Genomic DNA, 22,015 nt, shown 5'->3' with positions numbered 1-22,015 from the left:
ATCAGACCGGCGTACGGCAGCGGGCGGCCGACGTGCACCGAGCCCTGGGCCAGCTCGATGCCGTGCTCCTCGGCGCGGGCCACCAGCCGCGGGTGCCCGGCGGGGAGGTGCGGAACGGCCTCGCGGTACGGGTCAGCGGTCCATGACCGGGCCGGGTGCGCCGCGCATCCGGGAGCCGCCGCCGCGCCCCGCGGCCGCGGCCATGGCCAGGCCCAGCACCAGGGCCACGGCGCCGACGATGATGTTGTTGACCACGGTGCGGGTGGTGTCGACGTTCCCGGCGACCACCCACGGGGAGACGATGGTCCACACACCGATGGCGCAGGCCGCCCAGGCCATGGCGTGGGTGCGCTCGTACGCGGAGCCGAACCCGCCCATGCAGAGGGCGTAGGCGACACCGGTGATGAGGTTGCAGACGGCGAGCGCGGTGAGGCCGCTGAACCCGGCGATCCATGGCGAGGCGGCCAGGTAGACGCCGGTCAGCAGACCGAGGGTCTCGACCGCCTGGCTGCGGGGGGTGCTGGTGGCCCGTTCGAACCGGGAACGCATCTCGGCAAGATCGGGGTGCTGCTCGATGCTCGGATGGGTGGTCATGGCGGGCCGCCTCCTGTCGGAAGACCCTTATCTGCCCTTTATGCCCATAAAACCTCTCCTGGGCGTGGCGGTCAACCGCTCCGGATCCGGGGTTTCCCGGGTCAACGGCGGCGTTTCCCCGTGGGTCCGATGGTTTCCCCCGTCGGCGGCCGACACCTGAGCGCACCGCGGTCGTTGGTCAACGGCGCGCCGCCGACCGACGGCGGCGCGGGCGCGCGGCGCCGAGGGGCGCGCGCGAGGCGCTTCGCACCGAACGGAAGGGCGATCCATGAGGCTTCGTACCACCACCACCGCGGCGCTGGCCGCGGCCGCCGGCGTACTGCTCACCACGGGCGCGGGGGCCGCGTCCGCCGCGGCCTTGGAGCACGGCCCCGCCCCCGCGACCGGTCGGGTCGCGGGGTCGGGGGACGCCCACCGGGGCGACGGCGTGGCGCTGGTCCGGCATGACGCGCTGACGCCGTCGTCCGTGGTCGACTACGTGCTCGGCACCGACGGCGACTGAGCGGGCGGGCGGGCCTCGCCCGGCTGGGCGGGGAGGTCCACCGGCCCGGGCTCCGTCATCGGGACCGGCTCGGCGCCCGCGCCGTGGTGGCGCAGCGCCCAGTTCTCCAGGGCGGTCCGGCAGGCGTGGTCCAGATGGCGCAGCCCGGTGAGGTCCAGCTCGATGGGCCGGTCCTTGGGCAGGGCCTCCAGCTCCTCCAGGATCTTGGGCAGCCTCAGGAAGGTGGCGTTGCCGCCGATGGCCGCGATCAGCCGGCCGCCGGTGAGTTCGGTGACCTCCACATGGACGTGTGAGGTCTCCCAGGCGGTCTTGCAGACGGCGAGGAGCAGTCCGAGCACCACGCCCTCGAAGAGGTTGGTGGTGACCACGGCCACCGCGGTGACGGCGAGGATCACGGCCTCGCCGCGGTGCCGGTGCCAGAGCCCGGCCAGTTCCCGGACCGGGATCAGCTTGCAGCCGGCGTGCACCAGGACGCCGGCCAGCGCGGCCAGCGGAATGACGCCGATCGCGGCGGGCAGCAGGGCGGCGAAGAGCAGCAGCCAGACGCCGTGCAGGACCCGGGAGAGCGAGGTGCGGGCGCCGGCCTGGACGTTGGCGGCGCTGCGCACGATGACGGCGGTCATGGGCAGCGCGCCGAGCGCCCCGCACAGGGTGTTGCCGACGCCCTGGGCCATCAGCTCCTTGTCGTAGTCGGTGCGCGGTCCGTCGTGCATCCGGTCCACCGCCGCCGCGCTGAACAGGCTCTCGGCGGAGGCGATCAGGGTGAAGGCGAGGACGGTGCCGATCGCGGCGGCGGTGCCGAGCCCGGTGAAGTCGTCCAGTCCGGGCGGCTGGACGGACTCCAGCAGCCCCTGTACCTCCACCTTGGCCAGCGGCAGGCCGAGGGCCGCGGTGGCGGCGGTGGCGAGGGCGACCGCCGCCAGCGGGCCGGGCACGATCCGCACCCGGGCCGGCAGCCGCGGCCACAGCACCAGGACGGCGACGGTCCCGGCGCCCACCAGGAAGGCGGTGAGCGGGGTGCCGCCGGACAGGACCGTGCCCGCGAGCTCGGGCAGTCCGGCGATCTTGCCGAGGCCGCCGGACGGCTGGGCGGTGTCGGCCATGGCGTAGACCTGGCCGAGGATGAGCACCAGTCCGATGCCGGCGAGCATGCCCTGCACCACGGCGACCGAGATGGCCCGGAACCAGCGGCCGAAGCCGAGGGCCCCGAGGGCGAGTTGGAGCAGTCCGGAGATCAGCACGATGGCGCCGAGGGCGGCCAGCCCGAACTCCTGGACGGCCTCGTAGACCAGCACGGTCAGACCGGCGGCGGGGCCGCTGACCTGGAGTGAGCTGCCCGGCAGCAGGCCGACGACCAGTCCGCCGACGATGCCGGTGACCAGGCCCAGTTCGGCCGGGACCCCGGAGGCGACGGCGACGCCGACGCACAGCGGCACGGCGACGAGGAAGACGACGAGCGAGGCGAGGACCTCGCGGCGGAGCGCGGAGGGACTCTTCAGCGCGTTGAGGTTGAGCATGAGGGTGGGTTCCTAGCGGTGCGGTCCGCCGACGGGGCGGAGGGGATGGTCGGGAGTACGCGCGTGGGCGGGGGATGTGCTCACAGCGCGGCGAACTCGCCGTTCCCCTCCGGCCGGTGGACGCTCACCGCGCCGGTGTCGATCTCGTAGTACCAGGCGTGCAGGGTCAGCCGGCCGGTGGCCAGCCGCTCCTGTACGGCCGGGTAGCCGCCGAGGGTGGTCAGTTGGCGTACGGCGTGGCGCCGCACCGCGTCGGCCAGGTCGGCGGTGCCGGGCGGTTCCGGAACGGAGTGGTCGAGCCAGCCCCGTACGGCCGGGACCGCGGACAGGTCCTCGCCCCGCACCAGGGCGCCGACGGCGCCGCAGTGGGAGTGCCCGCAGACGACGACGTCCCGGACGCCGAGGACGCGCAGCGCGAACTCGATGGTGGCCATCTCGCCGCTGGGGCGGGACTCGTCGTAGCGGGGGACGACGTTGCCGGCGGTGCGGAGCTCGAACAGCTCCCCCGGCCGGGCATCGGTGATCAGCGAGGGGATCACCCGGGAGTCCGAGCAGGTGATGAACAGTGCCTCGGGCGACTGGCCCGCGGCGAGTTCTCGGAACTCCTCCACCCGCCCGGCGAGCCGGGTGGGGAACGAGCGGGCGTTGTCGATCAGTGACTTCATGGCGGCCTGCCTCCTGCGCCCGGGCCGTGGGGGCGGGGTGCGGTGTGGTCGGGTCAGTTCGGTTCGCGTGGGGGAGGAACGGGACGGGTACGGGGCGCGGTCCGCGGGGTCGCCGCGGTTCGCCGGGCAGGACGCGGTGGTCCGGCGCCTCCCGATGGTGCACCATCCCGGTGCCCCCAACTTTGCCTGAACATTACCTTCTCGTGAAGGTCGTTTCCCGCCGCCCTGCCCGCCGTGACGGCCGGTTTGCTTCCCTCCCGTGTTACCGCCGTGTTTCGGTCGCCTTGGCGACCGTCCATTCGTTCGTTTCCACGCATGGTGAACTCTTGAACGATTTAGCCCAGGGTCCACAGGGCTGGTGACGGCCCCTGGCGCCCGCACCGTTCCGGGCGCCGGGGTGGCCGGTTTCCGCCATCGCTTGAATACGTGACTATTCTGAAAGAGAAGGGTGAATGTGCGTCAACAGGCAGGGCCGTGCAGGGTGAGTTCCGCACCGACCGACCGGCAAAGTGCCGGCACGAGATGGAGAGGGTATTCCCATGCGGACTCTGGTAAAGCGCGTTGTCGTGAGCGGAATGGCGGCGGGGCTGATGATCCCGCTGGCCGCCACGAGCGCCGCGGCGGCTCCCGCCGCGCCCGAACCGGGGCTCTACGCACCGACCGCGCTGGTCCTGACGGTCGCCCCCGGTGAGGACGCCGCCACGGCGAACCCCACCCGGGCGGTGACCTTGAGCTGTGCGCCGACCGCGAGCGGAACGCATCCGGCACCGCGTAAGGCCTGTGCCGAACTGAACGCGGTCCAGGGTGATTTCGGGCGTCTCGGGGATGACGCCGAAGGCCGTCCCTGCGTCAAGATCTGGTCTCCGGTGACCGTCACCGCGCAGGGGATCTGGCAGGGCGAGCGGGTGAACTTCTCGCGCACGTACGGCAATACGTGCGAGCTCCAGGCCGAGGGCGCGGTCTTCTCGTTCTGACCGGAGAGACTGGCGCGTTTCCGCCCAGGCAACGGCCCGCGCACCACCCGGACGACCCGGGTGGTGCGCGGGCGCTTTCTCCCGCGCGGCGCCGCGCGAGCGCTTCCCGAGCGTCGCCCGCACGGCGGCCGGGCTCCGATACCCGCCGACCACCCCGCACACGTTTCGGACGCCCGGGCCGAAACGCATGGCAAAGGGGCGGCAAAGGGGGTCGTCGGGCGATGTCCGTGGCCCGGTGGGGCCGGGCCGCACCCCGCCGGACGGCTCGGTGAGGGCTGGGCGGCGGCCCGCGGCGTTGCTCGGCCCGGGTGGTGGGGGCGCGGCTGGGCGTTGCCTGCCCGGCGCACCCTCCGGCCGGCAGGGCGGTCAGTGCCTGGCCCGATCGCCCGTCTCACGCAACCGGGCCAGGGCGCGGCGGGCCGGGCGGGTGGAACGCAGCGCGGCCCGGGCGGCGTTGGCGCCGGGGGCACCGTGCACCCCGCCGCCGGGGTGGGCGGAGGCGGAGGCCAGGAAGAGCCCCGCCACCGGGGTCTCGGGACGCCCGGTACCCGGCACCGGGCGCAGAAACAGCTGCTGGTGCATCGCGGTGGTGCCGCCGTTGATCGCCCCGTCGCGCAGATTGGCGTCCATCGCCTCCAGGGCGGGCGGGGCGAGCACCCGGCGGGCGCGCACCAGGGACCGGAAGCCGGGGGCGAACCGCTCGACCTGCTCCTCCACCCGGTCCGCGAACACCTCCGCCTCATGGGCGTCCCAGCGGCCGGTCAGGCCCGCGTCCCCGGCGTCCCCGCGGACGCGGCGAGGCACATGGGTGTAGGCCCAGGCGGACTCGGTGCCGGCCGGGGAGCGGGTGGGGTCGGCGGTGGTCATCTGCCCGAAGAGCAGGAACGGCCGGTCCGGGACGCGGCCCATGGCGAGCTGTGCGGAGTACCGGGTCAGTTCGTCCACGCCGTCGGCGAGGTGCACGGTGCCCGCACCGGCCGCGGCCTCCCCGGCCGTCCAGGGCACCGGGGCCGACAGCGCCCAGTCGACCTTGAAGGTGCCCCAGTCCCACGCGAAGCGCCGCAGGTCGTCCAGGAGACGGGCGGGCAGATGGCGGGGGTCGACCAGTCCGCCGTAGAGCGCGGGGGCGGTCACATCGGCGAGTACGGCCCGGCGGGCGGGCACGGTCTCCCCGCCGGCGGTGCGGACCGCCACGGCCCTGCCGGAGCGGACCACCACCTCGGTGACCGGCTCCCCGCAGCGCAGTACGCCGCCGCGGCGTACCAGGCGCCGCACCAGGGCCGAGGTCAACTCCCCCGCCCCGCCGACCGGCACCGGGAAGCCGTGGAACTGGCCGAGCATCGACATCAGCCAGCCGAAGCCCCCGCTGCCCGCGGCCTCCGGCGCGAGGTCGGCGTGCAGGGCGTTGCCGGCGAGCAGCAGGCGGCCGCCCTCCCCACGGAACTCCTCCTCGCCGAGCCGCCGCACCGGCAGCAGCAGGGCACGGGCGGTCCGCAGCCCGCCGGCCGCGCGGGCCCGGGCGGCCATCCGCAGTGCGGGGCGCAGCGGCGGGAAGGGGGTGAAGAGGGCGTCCAGGACGGAGTCGCCGAGCCGGTCCCAGATCCCGCACAGCCGTTGCCAGCCGAGGGCGTCGCCGTCGGCGAAGTCCGCCAGTCCGGCCGCGGTCGCCGCCCGGTCGCGGTCCAGTACGGCGCACCGGCCGTCGCCGAGCGGATGGGCGAGGACCTTGGGGGCGTGGCTCCAGCGCAGGCCCTCCTCCTCCAGCCGGAGCCGGGCCAGCACCGGGGAGGCGGCGGCCAGCGGGTAGAAGGCGCTGAAGGTGTCGGTGATGTAGTCGGGGTGGACGGCCCGGTCGCTGCGGACCGCGCCGCCGGGTTCGTCCTGCGCCTCCAGCACCTCCACCGACCAGCCGGCGTCCACCAGCAGGTTGGCCGCCACCAGTCCGTTGGGCCCCGCGCCGACGACCACCGCGTCCGGGCCGCCCGCGTCCGGGGCGGGCGCCGGTCCGCGTCCGGCCGCGGCGGGTGCGGTCACCGCGGGGACCGTTCCACGAGCCGGGCCAGCCTCGACAGCATCGAGCGGTGGCGCAGCTGCAGCAGGGCGTCGTCCAGGGTGTTGTGCAGCAGGCCGCCGGCGCCGCGCAGCGGGTGCTCGTCCAGGACGACCAGGGTCTCGTCCTCGCCCCAGGGGCGCAGCTCGATGGCGATCCTGGCGGTGCCCAGGGCTCCGGCGTGCGCCTCCAGCTCCAGCCGGCGCCCCGGTTCGCTGACCCGGACGACGGTGTGCCCCGATGCCCGGTACGGGCCGAGGCGGACCTGGTACTCGATCGCCGAGCCGGTCACGGGCCAGCCGGGGGTCTTCTCCCGGGTCTCGGAGGTGCCGACCACCCACCGGTCGTAGCGCGATCCGTCCGCGAGTACCGCCCAGACCGCCTCCGGCGGCCGCTCGACGAGATGGTGGCGTACGGCCATGGGGCTCCTCCGTGGCTCGGGCGAGTGAGCGCACCGGGTACCCACCCGAGCCACCCCGACACCGCGCCCCGGCCCCGCCCAGGACCCGACCAGGCCCGCCTGCGCCGCCCCCGCCCCCGGGGCCCATGCCGGGCCACCCGCGCCGCCTTCGACCTCGGGCCCCACGCTGGCCCCCAGCCGAGCGGGGCTCGGCGGCGGGCCGCCGGTGGCACACCTGATTTCCGGGCGGGGGCCGGAGAGCGGGGACGTTCCGGCTGTCCCCCGAGAGCCGGAGAGCGGGCCGCCGCAGTGCTGCGTTCTCCATGGCGCGCCCCTCAGGCCCCAGCGGGCCCCGTCCCCCGCCCGCGGACACCGTGGCGGCGGCGCGGCGGCCCACCGGCTCCCGGGCACGGTGGCGGCGGCGCACCTTCCGGGTGCGGACCCGCCCGGGCGAAGCACCGTCGGCACCGCCACCACGCGAGGCGGCCGGAGTTGCCGACCGGCTGGTGGCGACGGCTGGGAAGGCGCCCGCGCAGGGCGGCGACGCACCGGCTCCCCGGGCACAGTGGCGGCGGCGGGGCGGCCCCAGGCCAAGTGGTAACGGCTGGGGAGGCACCCGGACGGGGCGGCGGCACACCCACCCCCGGAGCAAGTGGCGGCGCCTGGGAAGCCCTCGGGCAGGGCAACGGCGCCCCGGCTCCCGGACAGGGCAGCGGCCCACCGGCCCCAGGCCAAGCGGCGACGGCTGGGGAGGCCCCCGGCCAGGGCGGCGGCCCACCGGCTCCCGGGCACGGTGGCGGCGGCGCACCGTCCGGGCGCGGTCCGGGGTCAACCCCGCGCACGCCGGGGGTGGGCCTCGGCGGCACTGCGGTCCGGGTCAGCCCCGCGCACGCGGGAGGTGGTGGCCCGCGGGTGGCTCAGCCGGTGGGCTCCAGGGGTTCGGTGAGGGCGGCCCGCCACTCGGGGCGCTGGTCGGAGCCGGGGCTCGTCCAGTACTCCCGGCCGTGGGTGACCAGGCCGGCCCGTACCGTCCAGAAGGAGGCCGCGCGGAACACGCCCACGCCCTCGTGCGGGACCTCGACCTCGGAGGCGACCTCCTCACCCTCGGCGACGACCCTCAGCACCCGTATCGACCAGCCCTCCGGGTACTCGCGGTTCACCGCGAGGTAGGCGTCCCGGCCCACGATGCGCTCCCCGGTGAGCGGCCACTCGACGACGGCGTCCTCGGCGACCAGCGCGGCGACGCCCGCCCAGTCGCGTGCCTGCATCCGGTCCCACAGCAGTGCGATCACGCTCGACGGTTCCATGCGCCAGAGCCTGCCAGACGGGTCTGACAAGGGAGGCCCCGACTGGAGGGGGGATCCAGCCGGGGCCGTCAGGGGGTGGACGCGGAGGGCGGTCGCCTCTCGGCGGGGGGCTCCATGGGGCTTCAGCCGAACGATCTTCCCCATGGGCGGTGGGTGAGGCCCGGGGACACTGTCCCCTCCGCGTCCACACCCGGTCCAACGGCGCGCGACCTCGCGGTGTTCCCGGGGCGGCATGGCCAGGGGTGTGAGCTGCCCCACCGCTCGCGGCCTGGTCAGGGCCGGTAGACCACGCCCGGCTCCGGCTCGGCCGGGGCCATCAGCTGGGGGACGGTGACGAAGGTGAAGCCCCGGGCCTTGAGCTCCTTGATGATCCCGGGGACGGCGGGCACCGTGCCGTCGTAGATGTCGTGCAGCAGGATGATGCCGTCCCGTTCCGCCCCGTCGACCGTCCGCTGGGTGATGAGGTCGGAGTCGGTGGTCTCGTAGTCCTTGGCGGTGACGCTCCACAGCACCTGGGCGAGCCCCAGCTCACGGCTGACGGAGGCCACCGCGTCGTCGGTGCGGCCCTGCGGCGGGCGCATCAGGGTGGGCTTGCGGCCGGTGATCCGTGCGACGGCGTCCTGGGTGCGGGCGAGCTCCTCGCGTATCTCGTCGGGCTCCAGGTCGGTGAGTATCCGGTGGGTCCAGGTGTGGTTGGCGACCTCGTGCCCCTCGTCCGCGATGCGGCGCACCACGTCGGGATAGCGGTCCACATGCTTGCGGCCGAGCAGGAAGAAGGTCGCCGGAACCTTCTCCCGCTTCAGCACATCAAGGAGGTGGGGAGTGTCCTTGCCGGGGCCCGCGTCGAAGGTCAGCGCGATGCACGTGGCCTGTCGGCAGTCCACCGGCCCCGCCTGGCCCTTGGCGTCGTCCCGGGCGTCGGCCGGGGCCACCCGGTCGGCGCCGCAGCCGGTCAGCGCCAGCAGCAGCGCCCCGGCGGCCAGCAGCGCCGCGGCCCGGCGGCGACCCGCGCGCCCGGAGCGCCGCGGACGGTTGCCGGAGGCCGCCGCACAGGAGGCGAGGTCCGGGGCGGGCGTACGGGGGGCGGGGGGCTGCGTGCCGAACGGCGGCATGGGCGTCTCGCTTTCCGGTGGAGGGCGGGCGGACGCGACCGCCCCGGGCCGCGGCAGGCACCGCCGCGTCCAGGGAGGACAGTACACACGGTGTATACACACGGTTCATAGCGGGTCGGCGTCCGGCGATGTTTCCGCCGAACCGCCAGGGGAACCCCCGGACCCATGGTGCGAATCGGATACACGATGATGACCGAGCAGGCCGGCCCCCGGGCCCTGGTGGATCATGTGGTCCAGGCCGAGGCGGCCGGGTTCGACTTCTCGGTGACCTCCGACCACTACTTCCCCTGGCTGCGCTCGCAGGGCCACTCGCCCTACGCCTGGGCGGTGCTGGGAGCGGCGGCGCAGGCGACGTCGACCATCCCGCTGATGACGTATGTCACCTGCCCGACCTTCCGCTACCACCCGGCGGTGATCGCCCAGAAGGCGGCCACGATCCAGCTGCTCTCCGAGGGGCGGTTCCGGCTCGGTCTCGGCTCCGGGGAGAACCTCAACGAGCATGTGGTGGGCGGCGGATGGCCGGCGGCCGATGTACGCCACGAAATGCTGGAGGAGGCGGTGGAGATCATCCGGGCGCTGTTCGGCGGCCGCCATGTGAACCACCGGGGCACCCACTTCGACGTGGAGTCGGCGAAGCTGTGGGACCTGCCGGACGCTCCGCCGCCGATCGGGATCGCGGTCTCCGGCGACCAGTCCTGCGAGCTGGCCGGCCGCCTCGCCGACCTGGTGATCGCGACCGAACCCAAGGCCGGGCTGCTGGAGTCCTTCGACCGGCACGGGGGCGCCGGAAAGCCCCGGGTGGGCCAGCTGCCCATCTGCTTCGACCGCGACCGGGAGGCCGCGGTACGGCGGGCACACGACCAGTTCCGCTGGTTCGGCAGCGGCTGGAAGGTCAACGCCGAACTGCCGCACCCCGACTCCTTCGACGCGGCGACCCAGTTCGTCACCCCCGAGGACGTGGCCGCGTCCATCCCGTGCGGTGACGACCCGGACGACTTCGTCGCGGCCGTCCGGCCGTACGCGGAGGCCGGGTTCACCGAGATCGCCCTGGTGCAGATCGGCGGCGACTCGCAACCGGCCTATCTGGACTGGTCGGAGAAGACCCTGCTGCCCGCGCTGCGGGACGCGCTGGGCTGAGTCCGGTGAACAGCGGCACCGGTGGTGGCGGGGCCGGGGGTACGCCCCACCGGGAGACCAGGGGTACGCCCCACCGGGAGACCCATCAGGACGGTGACGGGCGGGTGCCGTCCGGGAGCAGGGACCGCGCCCGGCAGCCGGCCCCGGCGGGCGGCGACGGCGGCGGGCGCACCGCCCTGATCGTGGTCGACATGGTCAACTCGTATGAGCACCCGGACGCCGACCTGCTGCTGCCGTCCGCCCGCGAGACGCTGCCGGTCCTGGTGGACCTGCTGGAGCGGGCACGGGAGCGGAACGTGCCGGTGATCTATGTGAACGACAACTTCGGCGAGTGGCGCTCGCACCACGGGGAGATCGTCGAGACCGCGCTGTCCGGACCGCACGCCGAACTGGTGGAGCCGATCCGGCCGGACGACTCCTCGCTCTTCGTCGTCAAGGCCCGGCACTCGATCTTCTTCGAGACCCCGCTGTCGTATCTGCTGGGGCAGTTGGACGTGCGCCATGTGGTGCTGTGCGGCCAGGTGACCGAGCAGTGCGTGCTCTACTCGGCGCTGGACGCGCACATCCGCCACTTCGAGGTGACGGTGCCGGTGGACGCGGTCGCCCATATCCACGCCCCGCTGGCGGATGCCGCGCTGGAGATGATGCGGCGGAACATGGGGGCGCGGACCGTGCTCGCCAAGGAAGTGGACTTCGAGCCGGCCGAGTGACCGGCCCGGGCGCGTACACCTGCCCTTCCGGCGGGCGCCTACATCTGCCCTCGCGGTGGGAAGGCGGCGGCCGCCGGTCCCCCGCATACCGGGGGCCGGCGGCCGTGCTGCCGGGGGACGGCGGTTCAGCGCGGGCCGAGCTGGAGGCGTGCCTCGCGCTCGTGCTCACCGCTGACTGACTCGGTCGAGTGGACCTCGAAGATCCTGGCGAGCGCCTTCTCCACCTCGTCGACCGCGTGCGCGTCCCCGGTCAGCAGGGCGTTCACCCGGGTGCTGAGGGCGGGCGGCTCGCCGGTGGCCTCCCCCGACCCCGACTGCCGGGCGGACCCGCTGTCGAAGGTGGCCATCCAGACGGTCGGCTCGGCACCGCCGGAGGTCCCGGCGCCCGGGTCGACCGGGTCGCAGGCGGCGAAGACCCGGTCCAGGGACGCGAACACGGCGTGGGCGTCCTGCCGGCCGCAGTCGCTCAGCTGCACGGTGACATCGCAGTCGGCCGCGTGGTTGCTGGTCTCGTTGCTCTCCATGTACTCCACTCCTCAGGTCCGGTGGGTCCGGGCGGGTCCCGCCGGGTCCGGTCGTTCCGGTGGCGGCCCGGCCGGGCGGCATGCCCGGCCGATGCCCGTACAGCCACGAATACCTCACTGCCCGCTCGCCAATCAGGATCGGCACACGCGCGTTTGCGGCGGTGGGGGGCAGGTACGAGGGTGTGAGGAAACCGGCAGGAAACGGACCGGCGCACCAGGAGGAAGCCCTTATGCCCGCTGGATCGAACGCCAAGCGCGAGCGGCAGTACGAGCACATCAAGGACAGCGCCGAGGACCGCGGCGCCAGCGAGGGGCGGGCCAAGGAGATCGCCGCCCGGACCGTCAACAAGGAGCGGGCCCGCGCCGGGGAGTCGAAGACGGCGAGCAGGACCTCCACGCAGGACATGTCGTCCGGCAAGCGCGGCGGGCAGCGCTCCGGCAGCGCCGGCCCCAAGGGCCCGACCTACGACCAGCTGTACCAGGAGGCCAGGAAGAAGGGCATCGAGGGCCGGTCCTCGATGAACAAGGAGGAGCTGCGGCGCACGCTCGGCAAGTGACGAACAGGCCGGCCCCCCGCCCACGGGGGGGCAGAGGGCCGGGCCGGATCGTCAGCCGAACGGGCCCTCCGCGAGGTGCGCGAGGAGGTCGGCGGGGTCGTCGTGGATCACGGCGGCCCCCGCCTCCGTCAGGGCGGCTCGCGGGATCCCGCCGCACAGCAGTCCCACACAGGTGGTGCCCGCCGTGGATCCGGCCGCCATGTCCCACACCGTGTCGCCGACGAACACCGAGCGCCCGGCCTCCGCGCCGGCCAGTTCGAGCGCCCGCTCGACCGGTTCCGGTGCCGGCTTGCCCCGTTCCACGTCGTCGGCGCTCGCGGTGGCGGTGATCGCGTCGTCCGCGTCGATGGCCCGCCGCAGCGCGGCCAGTTCCGAGCCCCCGGCGGAGGTGGCCAGGACCACGGTCCAGCCGTCCGCCGCGAGCGTCCTCAGCAGCCGGCCGGCGTCCCGGAAGGCGGGCAGCCGCTCGTAGTAGGTGCCGTAGAGCGTCTTGTGCGCGGTGCTGATCCCGGCGTCCTGGTCGCGGTCCCGGTCGTCGCCGAGCAGATGGGCGATCAGATCGGTGGAACCGAGCCCGACGGCCCGGTGGATCGCGTGCGTCGGGACATCGTGCCCCGCCTGGCGGAACGCCTCCCACCAGGACGTCACATGCAGGTGGTTGGTGTCGACGAGGGTTCCGTCGACGTCGAACACCGCGGCTCGGGTCATCGTTTCCTTCTCTCCGTGTCCTTGGTCGCGGCCTCTGGCCGTTCGGTCGCTGCTGTTGCGGGTCCCCCGCCGACCGGTCGGGTACGGCCGGTGCCGTCCACCCGGCCCAGTCGGTTCACCCGCACCGGGCGTACGGGCAGGAGTACCGGTGACCGCGTGCGGCCCGGGCAAACGGTGGACCGGGCAATCGGTGGGCCGGGGTGGGGGCCGGGCGGAAGCGCTGGTTGGACGGGCCGCCGCGGGTTAGAAGACCAGTGCGAGCGGATCGTGGGAGGATCGCATGACTGCACAGAGCAGCATTGGTGAGCCGGAGGGCGGGGTCGCCGGCAGAGGCGGGCGCAACGAGACCCAGGACGAGCGGGCCGACCGGCGCTGGACCGAACTGATCCAGGAGATCAGGGTCGCCCAGACGGGGGTGCAGATCCTCTTCGGCTTTCTGCTCACCGTGGTGTTCACGCCCACGTTCGAGGACCTGGCCGACGCCGACAAGGTCATCTACATCGTCACCGTGGTGCTCGGCGCGGCCACCCAGGGTGCGTTGATCGGGCCGGTGGCGTTCCACCGGGTCGTCTCCGGGCGGCGGATCAAGGAGCACGCGGTGGTGTGGGCCTCCCGGCTGACCTTCGCCGGGCTGGTGCTGCTGCTGTTCACCCTGGTGTCCGCGCTGTTCCTGGTGCTCCGGGTGGCCACCCACGACGGGTTCGTGCCCTGGCTGGTCGCCGGCATCGTCGGCTGGTACCTGGTCTGCTGGTTCCTGCTGCCGATGTGGGCACGGATCCGCTACACCACGGACGACTGACGGTCCGCGGGACCCACGTCGACGACTGACGGTCCGCGGGATCCACGTCGAAGCCCCGGGAGGCCCCGAGTCCCCCGGGGCTTCTCACGCGCCCGTCAACCTTTCCGGAATCGTCATTCCTCCCGGGGAGCCGGGCCGAGGCGCAGCACCTGGTCGATGGTGTCCGCCTCGGCCGCGGTCTTGTCGGTGCGGTGGCGCAGCACCCGGGCGAAACGGAGAGCGACTCCGGCCGGGTAGCGCGGTGAGCGCTGGAGGCCGTCGTAGGCGATCTCCACCACGAGCTCCGGCCGGACCCTCACGGTGAACCCGTCGTCCTCGACGGCGAGCTCCCGCAGCCGCTCGGTCTGCCAGCGCAGCATGGCGTCGGTGAGCCCCTTGAACGTCTTCCCGAGCATCACGAAGCCGCCCCCGCCGGAATCCGCCCGCCCGGCGCCGCCCACCCCCACCGGCCCCTCGACGGCGGGGGCCCTCCCCTCCACCGCCCGGGCGCCGAGGTGCAGGTTGGACAGCAACCCGGTGCGGCGGCCGTGGCCCCACTCGGCTGCCAGCACGACCAGGTCCAGGGTGTGCACCGGCTTGACCTTGAGCCAGGAACGGCCGCGGCGCCCGGCGCTGTAGGGCGCGTCCAGTGCCTTGACCATCACGCCTTCATGGCCGCGCGCCAGGGTGTCGGCGGAGAACGCCTCGGCCGCGCCGACAGCGGCGGGGTCGGCGGGGTCCTCCACCACGGTGCGGCGCACCCGCATGGGTTCGGGCACCAGCCGGGTCAGCGCGGCGTGCCGCTCGTGCCCGGGCAGATCGAGCAGCTCGGCCCCGTCGGCGGCCAGTACGTCGAAGAAGACCGGCGAGACGGGCAGCGCGGCCGCGGCGGTGGCCACGTCGGTGCGGGAGCCGACCCGGGAGGCGATGTCCTGGAAGGGCCGGGGGCGGCCGTCCGCGTCCAGCGCGATCACCTCCCCGTCCAGCACGAACAGGTCGCCCACGAGCCCGCGCGCGGCGGCGGTGACCTCCGGCAGCCGGTCCGTGATGTCGTCCAGCGAGCGGGTGTAGACCCGCACCTCGTCACCGGAGCGGTGCACCTGAACGCGCACCCCGTCGAGCTTCTCCTCCACGGCGCACGGCCCGACGGCGGCGACCGCCTCGGCCACGCTCTTCGCCGTGTGGGCGAGCATCGGCTGCACGGGGCTGCCCACCCGCAGGGTGAACCGCTCCAGCACGTCCGGCCCTTCGGCCAGCAGCGCCCGGGCCACCCGGGGCAAAGAGCCCTCCAGCATCACCGCCCGCCGCACGTCCGCCGGGGCGGCCCCGGCGGCCTTGGCGACCCCTTCCAGGGCGACCGCGTCCAGGGCACCCTGCCGGATCTCGCCGGTCAGCAGCCGCAGCAGCAGATGCTGTTCGGGCGCGGTCGCCGCCGCCATCAGCGCGTGGACCAGCCGCTGCCGCTCGGCCTGCGAGCCGGGCCCGGCCACCGAGGCCAGCTCGGTGAGCGCCGCGTCGGTGCCGGTCACCGTCAGCCCGGCCTCCTCGGCGGGCGGGACCCGCTCCTTGAGCGTGCTCCACCCGATGCCGATCCGGCCCTGGGGCAGCCGCCCCGACAGGTAGGCGATGACGAGCGGCGCCTCCTTGGGGGAGGCGGCCGAGAACAGCTCCGCCAGGACGGCGATCTTGCGGGAGCGGGCGGAGGTGGCGGCGACCTGGTCGGAGACCTCCGCGAGACGGGCCAGCAGCATGCCGCCATCGTGCCCGCCCCCCGGCCCTCCCGCACCTGGGCCCCTTACCCGAAGCCGGCCACGCCCGGGGCCCGGAACACCCGCTCCGTCTTGCTCCGCCTGGCTCGCCTTGGCCGCCGCCCGCTGTGCGCCCTTTCCACTTCCTCTTTTGGGCAACGAGTGGAGGGGGTGTCGGAGTGCCCGGTTGGCGAGATGTCGCCAACCGGTAGTCAGCGGCCGGGTCGCCAGAGAGAGGGGCGAGTTGGCGGCGTGGTCAGCCGGAGCTCTCCCGGGCGTCATCCAACTGGCCTACTCTGCGCAGCGGTTCGCATTCGAGGCGGGATGACGGAAGGCAGGGTCCTCATGGGGATGGTGTCGCGTACCGCGACCACGGCCGCGCTGGCGGCGGCGCTGATACTGGGCGGTGCCCCGCATGCGGGGGCGAGGGATGGCGGGGCGGGGGCCGCGGGGGCCGGGGCGGGGGTGGCGTACTCGGACACGACCGGGGTGGGGGTGCACAACGCGTACGAGAAGTCGGCCTATCCGTACTTCACGGACGCGCTGGACTCCGGGGCGGCCATGCTGGAGCTGGATGTGTGGACGAACGTCTTCGGGCGGTCGTGGCGGGTGTCGCACTCCAACCCGCTGGGGAACGACAACAACTGCGTGAACGCGGCGAACGCGGACGGGCTGCGGACGGGGCCCCGGGACCAGGATCTCGGCGGGTGCCTGGCGTCGGTGCGGGCCTGGCACGATGCCCACCCGGGGCATCGGCCGGTGGTACTGAAGATCGAGCTGAAGGACGGGTTCCAGGGGAAGGCAGGGCGGGGGCCGGCGGCTCTGGACGCGCTGCTGACCGCCCGGTTGGGTGACGCGCTGTTCCGTCCGGCGGATCTGGTGGGGGGCCATCCGGATCTGGACGCCGCCGTCAGGGCGGGCGGGTGGCCGGCGCGTGACGCGATGGCGGGGAAGTTCGTGGTGGAGATCATCCCGGGGACGGTGGAGAAGGACAACCCGCTGGACACCCTGTGGACGGACCGGGAGTACGCCCAGCATCTGCGGGGCCTCGCGGCGGCCGGGCGGCTGCGGGAGGCCTCGGCCTTCCCGGCGGTGCTGGGCGCGGCCGCGGGTGATCCGCGTACCCGGTACGCCGACGCCGGGCTGCGGCCCTGGTTCGTCGTCTTCGACGGTGACGCGTCGTTCTACGCGGGCGGCGGCTCGGTGGACACGGCCTGGTACGCACGGAACGGCTATCTGGTGGTGATGACCGACGCGCACAAGGTGGCGCCGGCGATCGACGGCGTCAACCCCACCGAGGCGCAGGCGCGGGAGCGGGTGGCGCTGCTGGCGGCGCGGCATGCCAGCGTGGTGTCCTCCGACTGGCGTTCGCTGACGTCGGTGCTGTCGTCGGTCGTGCCGCGGGGCGGCGCCGGCCGGTAAGACCCGTAAGACCGGTACGAGGGGCCGGGCCGGGCCGCCGGTCAGTGTTCGGTGGCGGCAAGGTCGGCGGGGCGGCGGGTGCCTACGGCCAGGTGCTCGCCGACCCGGTTGACCAGCAGGGTCATCTCGTAGGCGACCTGTCCCACGTCGGCGTCGGCGTCGCTGAGCACGCAGAGGCAGCTGCCCTCGCCGGCGGCGGTGACGAAGAGCATGGCGTCGTCGAACTCCACCATCGTCTGGCGCGCCCGTCCGGCCTGGAAGTGCCGTCCGGCGCCGCGGGCCAGGCTGTGCAGTCCGGAGGAGACGGCCGCCAGGTGTTCGGCGTCCGCCCTGGCCAGGTCCGTGCTCGCGCCGGTGACCAGGCCGTCGCTGGAGAGCACCAGGGCGTGGCGTATCTGCTCGACACGCTTGATCAGGTCGTCCAGCAGCCAGTCGAGTCCCTTGTCGAGTGCCATGTCCGGTCCTCCCCGTAGCGGTCCATTCCCCTTCCGGTAAGACTTCCGTACGGATGTGAGCAGGGCAAGAACGCCTCCTGGCCACTGTCGGGGGCCGGGCGCGCGGGTCGTGGGGGGCGCCGCCCGGCGTGAAGCGCTCAGGGGGGTCGCACGGTTGGCGCGGGGCGCTTCGGTGGAGTGGGTTTCCCGCGCCGGGGAGGGTGGGGGCGGGAGGGGCGTCGCCGCCGGTCGCGGTGTGGTCCTGGTCTTTGTCGACCTTGGTCTACCTGAGCTAGCCTTTTGCAGATTTGCCGCCCAAGTGAGTGACGGGTGAAGAAGCTGCCAAGGCCCCGTCCGCGGGGCCGTCGCGGTTTCCTCGCCCGGCCGCCCGCGCCGGCCTTGTGGTTCACCGGACTCCAGTGAGGTTGACGATGACTGACACCACCGACTCGCGTCCGGTGGCCGGCAAGGCGGGACGCACGGGCGGCCGGGTGAGCGAGCCGGAGCTGCGTCAGCTGCTGGCCGGTCTGACCGCGGTCCGTGACGGTGATTTCGGTACCCGGTTGCCCGGTGAGGGCGACGGGCTGATGGGTGAGATCGCCACCGTCTTCAACGGCATGGTGGACCAGTTGTCGCTGTTCACCTCCGAGGTGACCCGGGTGGCCCGTGAGGTGGGTACGGAGGGGACGCTCGGCGGGCAGGCGGAGGTGCCGGGGGTGTCGGGCACTTGGGCGGACCTCACCGACTCGGTGAACGCCATGGCGGGCAATCTGACCACCCAGGTGCGTGACATCGCCCAGGTGGCGACGGCGGTGGCCAAGGGCGACCTGTCGCAGAAGATCGACGTGGACGCCCGGGGCGAGATCCTGGAGCTGAAGAACACCGTCAACACCATGGTCGACCAGCTGTCGGCGTTCGCGGACGAGGTCACCCGGATGGCCCGCGAGGTGGGCAGCGAGGGACGGCTCGGCGGGCAGGCGGAGGTGCCGGGGGTCGGCGGGGTGTGGCGTGAGCTGACCGACTCGGTGAACTTCATGGCGGGCAACCTCACCAACCAGGTCCGCAATATCGCCCAGGTGACCACGGCGGTGGCCAAGGGCGACCTGTCGCAGAAGATCACCGTGGACGCGCGCGGGGAGATCCTGGAGCTGAAGAACACCGTCAACACGATGGTGGACCAGCTCTCCGCGTTCGCGGACGAGGTCACCCGGATGGCCCGTGAGGTGGGTACGGAGGGGGTGCTCGGCGGGCAGGCGGACGTCCGGGGGGTCTCGGGTACCTGGCGGGATCTGACCGACTCGGTGAACTCGATGGCGGGCAACCTCACCAACCAGGTGCGCTCCATCGCCCAGGTGGCCACCGCGGTCGCCGGGGGCGATCTGTCGCAGAAGATCACCGTGCAGGCCCGGGGCGAGATCCTGGAGCTGAAGAACACCATCAACACCATGGTCGACCAGCTCTCCGCCTTCGCGGACGAGGTGACCCGGGTGGCCCGCGAGGTGGGCACCGAGGGAAACCTGGGCGGTCAGGCGGTGGTGCGCGGGGTCTCGGGCACCTGGAAGGACCTGACGGACAACGTCAATGTGATGGCGTCCAATCTGACCGGTCAGGTGCGCTCCATCGCCCAGGTGGCCACGGCGGTGGCGCGGGGTGACCTGTCGCAGAAGATCACCATCGAGGCGCGCGGCGAGGTGGCCGCGCTGGCCGAGGTGATCAACACCATGGTGGACACCCTCTCCGCGTTCGCCGACGAGGTGACCCGGGTGGCCCGCGAGGTGGGCACCGAGGGACGGCTGGGCGGTCAGGCGCACGTACCGAACGTGGCGGGCACCTGGAAGGACCTCACCGACAACGTCAACTCGATGGCGAACAACCTGACCAACCAGGTGCGCAACATCGCGCTGGTGACGACCGCGGTGGCCAACGGCGACCTGTCGAAGAAGATCGACGTGGACGCCCGCGGGGAGATCCTGGAGCTGAAGACCACCATCAACACGATGGTCGACCAGCTGTCGGCGTTCGCCGCCGAGGTGACGCGCGTGGCCCGCGAGGTGGGCAGTGAGGGCCGGCTCGGCGGGCAGGCCGAGGTCGAGGGCGTGTCGGGCATGTGGAAGCGGCTCACCGAGAACGTCAACGAGCTGGCCGGGAACCTCACCCGCCAGGTGCGGGCCATCGCGGAGGTGACCAGCGCGGTCGCCGAGGGGGATCTGACCCGCTCGATCACCGTGGACGCCTCCGGTGAGGTGTCCGAGCTGAAGGACAACATCAACGCGATGGTGGGGTCGCTGCGCGAGACGACCCGGGCCAACCAGGAGCAGGACTGGCTGAAGACCAACCTGGCCCGGATCTCGGCGCTGATGCAGGGCCACCGGGACCTGGCGGTGGTGGCGGAGACCATCATGGACGAGCTGACCCCGCTGGTGAACGCGCAGTACGGGGCGTTCTACCTGGCCGGGGACGGCGACGGGATGGTGGAGCTGCGGCTCGTCGGTTCCTATGGGCGGCCGGCCGGCTCGCCGGCGGAGGTGCGGTTCAGGCTGGGCGAGTCGATGGTGGGGCAGGCGGCCCGCAGCCGGCGGATGATCGCGGTGGACGGGGTCCCGGACGGGTACGTCACCCTGTCGTCCGGTCTGGGACAGGCCGCGCCGTCGAGTCTGCTGGTGCTGCCGATCCTGGTGGAGGAGCAGGTCCTCGGGGTGATCGAGCTGGCCTCGTTCCGGCCGTTCCCGCCGGTGCACCGGGACTTCCTGGAGCGGCTGATGGACTCGGTCGGCGTCAATGTCTCCACCATCATGGCCAACTCCCGCACCGACGAGCTGCTGGTGGAGTCGCAGCGGCTGACCGCGGAGCTCCAGGCGCGCTCCGAGGAGCTGTATGTACAGCAGGAGGAGCTGCAGAAGTCCAACGCCGAGCTGGAGGAGAAGGCGGCGCTGCTGGCGGCGCAGAACAGCGACATCGAGGCGAAGAACCTGGAGATCGAGCAGGCCCGGGGCGAGCTGGAGGCGCGGGCGCAGCAGTTGTCGCTGGCGTCGAAGTACAAGTCGGAGTTCCTGGCGAACATGAGCCATGAGCTGCGTACCCCGTTGAACAGCCTGCTGATCCTGGCGCAGTTGCTGGCGCAGAACCCGACCCGCAACCTCACGCCGAAGCAGGTGGAGTACGCGGGGATCATCCACTCGGCGGGTTCGGACCTGCTCCAGTTGATCAACGACATCCTCGATCTGTCGAAGGTCGAGGCGGGCAAGATGGACATCAATCCGGAGCGGGTGTCGGTCCGGGGCCTGCTGGAGTATGTGGAGGCCACGTTCCGGCCGTTGACCACGCAGAAGAGCCTGGACTTCTCGATCACCACGGCGCCGGGCGCGCCGACGGATCTGCTGACCGACGACGCCCGGCTGCAGCAGGTGCTGCGCAATCTGCTGTCGAACGCGGTGAAGTTCACCGAGCGGGGCAGTGTGGAGCTGCGGATCGAGCCGGCGGTGGACGCGGAGCTGCCGGCGTCGATGCGCGGGGTGGGCCCGTCGGTGGCGTTCCGGGTGAAGGACTCCGGGATCGGTATCCCGGAGCAGCAGCTTGAGGTGATCTTCGGCGCGTTCCAGCAGGCGGACGGCACGACGAGCCGCCGGTACGGGGGGACGGGTCTGGGGCTGTCGATCAGCCGGGAGATCGCGTATCTGCTGGGTGGTGAGGTGATCGCTGAGTCCACTCCGGGTCTGGGCAGTACGTTCACGCTGTTCCTGCCGGTGCGGCGGACCGATTTCGAGACGGTGGCGGCCTCGGCTCCGCTGGTGTCGGTCGGTGGCGGCGGGGTGCGCCGGGAGCTCGCGGCGCGGCCGGTGTCGGCGGCGGTACCGCTGGTGCCGGAGCCGACGGTGCCGCACCGGCGGCGGCTGCTGGTGATCGAGGACCGGCCGCGGGGGCTGATGTCGCTGGTGGCGGAGAAGGCGGTGGCGGAGGTGGCGGACAGTCCCGGCGGGCTGTTCGCGGACGGCGCCGTGGTGGTGGATGTGATCGGGGCGCTGGGGGCGCAGGAGGCGGCGACCGCGCTGGCGGCGGAGGCCTGCCACTGCGTGGTGCTGGACCTGGACATGTCGGAGGAGGAGACGCTGCGTTTCCTGGACGCGATGGACGGGGACGCGGGGGCGCAGAACGTGCCGGTGCTGGCGCACAACAGCCGCCGGATGGGGATCGGCTACGAGCGGGAGCTGCAGATGCGGTCGCGGATGCGGCCGTTGGAGCTGCTGTCGAGTCTGGACGAGCTGCGGGAGCGGATCACGCTGCATCTGTCGGCGGAGGAGCCGGGTGACGTACTGCCGCTGATCCGGTCGGAGGAGGCGCCGGCCGGGCCGCCGCAGGACGCGGACGCGGCGCTGGCGGGCCGTACGGTCCTGGTGGTGGATGATGACGCGCGCAACCTGTACGCGCTGAGCGGCATCCTGGAGCTGCACGGGATCCGGGTGCTGCACGCGGAGAACGGCCGGCAGGGCATCGAGGCGCTGGACGAGCACCCGGATGTGGATCTGATCCTGATGGACGTGATGATGCCGGAGATGGACGGCTACACGGCGACGGCGGAGATCCGCCGGATGCCGGAGCACAGTGCTCTGCCGATCATCGCGGTGACCGCCAAGGCGATGCCGGGTGACCGGGAGAAGTGCCTGGCGGCGGGGGCCAGCGACTATGTCACCAAGCCGCTGGACGCGGACGATCTGATCGCCTGTGTCCGCCGCTGGGTGGCGGCCCCCTAGGTGCGCCGGGCGGCCGTACCTCCCGACGGCAGCCCGCCGCCCGCCCCTTCGAGTTCGCCCGCGCACGACCGTCGAGGAGCAGTCACGGTGAACAGCCCCCAGCCCTCCGGGGCTTCCGTCCCGGACGA

General features: G+C 73.3%; 19 protein-coding genes. 8 read left to right on the top strand and 11 right to left on the bottom strand.

Features of this window, described 5'->3' with window-relative positions:
• Positions 1–132: 132 nt before the first annotated feature.
• Positions 133–594: an SPW repeat protein gene (locus tag ABZ945_RS21945; protein WP_361272007.1), complete on the bottom strand. Its 462-nt coding sequence runs from the start codon at positions 592–594 to the stop codon at positions 133–135.
• A gap of 268 nt (positions 595–862) precedes the next feature.
• On the opposite strand from ABZ945_RS21945, the gene ABZ945_RS21940 reads away from it, so the two are divergent.
• Positions 863–1,096, top strand: coding sequence for a hypothetical protein (locus ABZ945_RS21940; RefSeq protein ID WP_361272005.1), 234 nt, complete (start codon positions 863–865; stop codon positions 1,094–1,096).
• On the opposite strand, the gene ABZ945_RS21935 is transcribed toward ABZ945_RS21940, so the two are convergent.
• Both ABZ945_RS21935 and ABZ945_RS21930 read right to left on the bottom strand, forming a co-directional pair.
• Positions 1,069–2,613, bottom strand: coding sequence for a SulP family inorganic anion transporter (locus ABZ945_RS21935; RefSeq protein ID WP_361272002.1), 1,545 nt, complete (start codon positions 2,611–2,613; stop codon positions 1,069–1,071). The genes ABZ945_RS21940 and ABZ945_RS21935 overlap by 28 nt on opposite strands.
• An 80-nt stretch (positions 2,614–2,693) precedes the next feature.
• A complete protein-coding gene (locus tag ABZ945_RS21930; protein ID WP_361271999.1) occupies positions 2,694–3,278 on the bottom strand; it encodes a carbonic anhydrase in 585 nt (194 codons plus the stop codon).
• Positions 3,279–3,817: 539 nt separating this feature from the next.
• On the opposite strand from ABZ945_RS21930, the gene ABZ945_RS21925 reads away from it, so the two are divergent.
• A complete protein-coding gene (locus ABZ945_RS21925; RefSeq protein ID WP_361271996.1) occupies positions 3,818–4,252 on the top strand; it encodes a subtilase-type protease inhibitor in 435 nt (144 codons plus the stop codon).
• A 366-nt stretch (positions 4,253–4,618) separates the two neighbouring features.
• On the opposite strand, the gene ABZ945_RS21920 is transcribed toward ABZ945_RS21925, so the two are convergent.
• The 4 genes from ABZ945_RS21920 to ABZ945_RS21905 all read right to left on the bottom strand — a co-directional run bounded on the left by ABZ945_RS21920 (position 4,619) and on the right by ABZ945_RS21905 (position 9,121).
• Entirely contained in the window at positions 4,619–6,286 is a 1,668-nt protein-coding gene (locus tag ABZ945_RS21920) for an NAD(P)/FAD-dependent oxidoreductase (RefSeq protein WP_361271993.1), read from the bottom strand.
• On the bottom strand, positions 6,283–6,723 hold the full coding sequence (locus tag ABZ945_RS21915; protein WP_361271991.1) for an SRPBCC family protein: 441 nt from the start codon (positions 6,721–6,723) through the stop codon (positions 6,283–6,285). Before ABZ945_RS21915 ends, ABZ945_RS21920 begins: the two co-directional genes overlap by 4 nt.
• An 896-nt stretch (positions 6,724–7,619) precedes the next feature.
• Positions 7,620–8,009, bottom strand: coding sequence for a nuclear transport factor 2 family protein (locus ABZ945_RS21910; protein ID WP_361271989.1), 390 nt, complete (start codon positions 8,007–8,009; stop codon positions 7,620–7,622).
• A 272-nt stretch (positions 8,010–8,281) separates the two neighbouring features.
• Positions 8,282–9,121: a polysaccharide deacetylase family protein gene (locus tag ABZ945_RS21905; protein ID WP_361271986.1), complete on the bottom strand. Its 840-nt coding sequence runs from the start codon at positions 9,119–9,121 to the stop codon at positions 8,282–8,284.
• A gap of 165 nt (positions 9,122–9,286) precedes the next feature.
• Here ABZ945_RS21905 and ABZ945_RS21900 point away from each other — a divergent pair, with 165 nt between their 5' ends.
• Together ABZ945_RS21900 and ABZ945_RS21895 are read left to right on the top strand one after the other, a co-directional pair.
• Entirely contained in the window at positions 9,287–10,258 is a 972-nt protein-coding gene (locus tag ABZ945_RS21900) for an LLM class F420-dependent oxidoreductase (RefSeq protein WP_361271984.1), read from the top strand.
• A gap of 176 nt (positions 10,259–10,434) precedes the next feature.
• A complete protein-coding gene (locus tag ABZ945_RS21895) occupies positions 10,435–10,968 on the top strand; it encodes an isochorismatase family cysteine hydrolase (RefSeq protein WP_361272031.1) in 534 nt (177 codons plus the stop codon).
• 125 nt (positions 10,969–11,093) lie between these two features.
• Here the strand turns inward: ABZ945_RS21895 and ABZ945_RS21890 are convergent, their stop codons facing one another.
• The gene (locus ABZ945_RS21890) at positions 11,094–11,492 is read right to left on the bottom strand and encodes a hypothetical protein (protein ID WP_361271982.1); all 399 of its coding nucleotides are present in this window, start codon (positions 11,490–11,492) and stop codon (positions 11,094–11,096) included.
• 230 nt (positions 11,493–11,722) lie between these two features.
• On the opposite strand from ABZ945_RS21890, the gene ABZ945_RS21885 reads away from it, so the two are divergent.
• Positions 11,723–12,049: a plasmid stabilization protein gene (locus ABZ945_RS21885; protein WP_361271980.1), complete on the top strand. Its 327-nt coding sequence runs from the start codon at positions 11,723–11,725 to the stop codon at positions 12,047–12,049.
• Positions 12,050–12,100: 51 nt separating this feature from the next.
• Here the strand turns inward: ABZ945_RS21885 and ABZ945_RS21880 are convergent, their stop codons facing one another.
• Positions 12,101–12,757 carry an HAD family hydrolase gene (locus ABZ945_RS21880; protein ID WP_361271977.1) on the bottom strand — a complete coding sequence of 219 codons (657 nt, stop codon included), beginning with the start codon at positions 12,755–12,757 and terminating at the stop codon, positions 12,101–12,103.
• Positions 12,758–13,037: 280 nt separating this feature from the next.
• Here ABZ945_RS21880 and ABZ945_RS21875 point away from each other — a divergent pair, with 280 nt between their 5' ends.
• On the top strand, positions 13,038–13,556 hold the full coding sequence (locus tag ABZ945_RS21875) for a DUF6328 family protein (protein WP_361271974.1): 519 nt from the start codon (positions 13,038–13,040) through the stop codon (positions 13,554–13,556).
• A gap of 113 nt (positions 13,557–13,669) precedes the next feature.
• On the opposite strand, the gene ABZ945_RS21870 is transcribed toward ABZ945_RS21875, so the two are convergent.
• Positions 13,670–15,286, bottom strand: a complete 1,617-nt coding sequence (locus tag ABZ945_RS21870; RefSeq protein ID WP_361271972.1) for an ATP-dependent DNA ligase — start codon at positions 15,284–15,286, stop codon at positions 13,670–13,672.
• 342 nt (positions 15,287–15,628) lie between these two features.
• On the opposite strand from ABZ945_RS21870, the gene ABZ945_RS21865 reads away from it, so the two are divergent.
• Positions 15,629–16,705 (top strand): phosphatidylinositol-specific phospholipase C domain-containing protein, encoded by a 1,077-nt coding sequence (locus ABZ945_RS21865; protein WP_361271969.1) that lies wholly within the window; start codon positions 15,629–15,631, stop codon positions 16,703–16,705.
• A gap of 41 nt (positions 16,706–16,746) precedes the next feature.
• Here the strand turns inward: ABZ945_RS21865 and ABZ945_RS21860 are convergent, their stop codons facing one another.
• A complete protein-coding gene (locus ABZ945_RS21860) occupies positions 16,747–17,160 on the bottom strand; it encodes a roadblock/LC7 domain-containing protein (RefSeq protein WP_248632936.1) in 414 nt (137 codons plus the stop codon).
• 410 nt (positions 17,161–17,570) lie between these two features.
• Between ABZ945_RS21860 and ABZ945_RS21855 the strand changes: the two genes are divergently transcribed.
• Positions 17,571–21,887 carry a HAMP domain-containing protein gene (locus ABZ945_RS21855; protein ID WP_361271965.1) on the top strand — a complete coding sequence of 1,439 codons (4,317 nt, stop codon included), beginning with the start codon at positions 17,571–17,573 and terminating at the stop codon, positions 21,885–21,887.
• Positions 21,888–22,015 lie beyond the last annotated feature (128 nt).

Source organism: Streptomyces sp. NPDC046887 (genome assembly GCF_040644755.1).
GTDB classification, from domain to species: domain Bacteria; phylum Actinomycetota; class Actinomycetes; order Streptomycetales; family Streptomycetaceae; genus Streptomyces; species Streptomyces lichenis.
Note: the sequence above shows the minus strand (reverse complement) of the source record. Positions and strands in the feature narration are given on the sequence as shown.

Excerpts from the sequence above, each read along its gene's own strand:
- ABZ945_RS21930 (WP_361271999.1), bottom strand. The coding sequence starts at position 3,278 with ATGAAGTCACTGATCGACAACGCCCGCTCGTTCCCCACCCGGCTCGCC.
- ABZ945_RS21945 (WP_361272007.1), bottom strand. The coding sequence starts at position 594 with ATGACCACCCATCCGAGCATCGAGCAGCACCCCGATCTTGCCGAGATG.
- ABZ945_RS21865 (WP_361271969.1), top strand. The coding sequence starts at position 15,629 with ATGGGGATGGTGTCGCGTACCGCGACCACGGCCGCGCTGGCGGCGGCG.
- ABZ945_RS21870 (WP_361271972.1), bottom strand. The coding sequence starts at position 15,286 with ATGCTGCTGGCCCGTCTCGCGGAGGTCTCCGACCAGGTCGCCGCCACC.
- ABZ945_RS21860 (WP_248632936.1), bottom strand. The coding sequence starts at position 17,160 with ATGGCACTCGACAAGGGACTCGACTGGCTGCTGGACGACCTGATCAAG.
- ABZ945_RS21890 (WP_361271982.1), bottom strand. The coding sequence starts at position 11,492 with ATGGAGAGCAACGAGACCAGCAACCACGCGGCCGACTGCGATGTCACC.
- ABZ945_RS21915 (WP_361271991.1), bottom strand. The coding sequence starts at position 6,723 with ATGGCCGTACGCCACCATCTCGTCGAGCGGCCGCCGGAGGCGGTCTGG.
- ABZ945_RS21935 (WP_361272002.1), bottom strand. The coding sequence starts at position 2,613 with ATGCTCAACCTCAACGCGCTGAAGAGTCCCTCCGCGCTCCGCCGCGAG.
- ABZ945_RS21940 (WP_361272005.1), top strand. The coding sequence starts at position 863 with ATGAGGCTTCGTACCACCACCACCGCGGCGCTGGCCGCGGCCGCCGGC.
- ABZ945_RS21880 (WP_361271977.1), bottom strand. The coding sequence starts at position 12,757 with ATGACCCGAGCCGCGGTGTTCGACGTCGACGGAACCCTCGTCGACACC.
- ABZ945_RS21910 (WP_361271989.1), bottom strand. The coding sequence starts at position 8,009 with ATGGAACCGTCGAGCGTGATCGCACTGCTGTGGGACCGGATGCAGGCA.
- ABZ945_RS21905 (WP_361271986.1), bottom strand. The coding sequence starts at position 9,121 with ATGCCGCCGTTCGGCACGCAGCCCCCCGCCCCCCGTACGCCCGCCCCG.
- ABZ945_RS21875 (WP_361271974.1), top strand. The coding sequence starts at position 13,038 with ATGACTGCACAGAGCAGCATTGGTGAGCCGGAGGGCGGGGTCGCCGGC.
- ABZ945_RS21855 (WP_361271965.1), top strand. The coding sequence starts at position 17,571 with ATGACTGACACCACCGACTCGCGTCCGGTGGCCGGCAAGGCGGGACGC.
- ABZ945_RS21925 (WP_361271996.1), top strand. The coding sequence starts at position 3,818 with ATGCGGACTCTGGTAAAGCGCGTTGTCGTGAGCGGAATGGCGGCGGGG.
- ABZ945_RS21900 (WP_361271984.1), top strand. The coding sequence starts at position 9,287 with ATGGTGCGAATCGGATACACGATGATGACCGAGCAGGCCGGCCCCCGG.
- ABZ945_RS21885 (WP_361271980.1), top strand. The coding sequence starts at position 11,723 with ATGCCCGCTGGATCGAACGCCAAGCGCGAGCGGCAGTACGAGCACATC.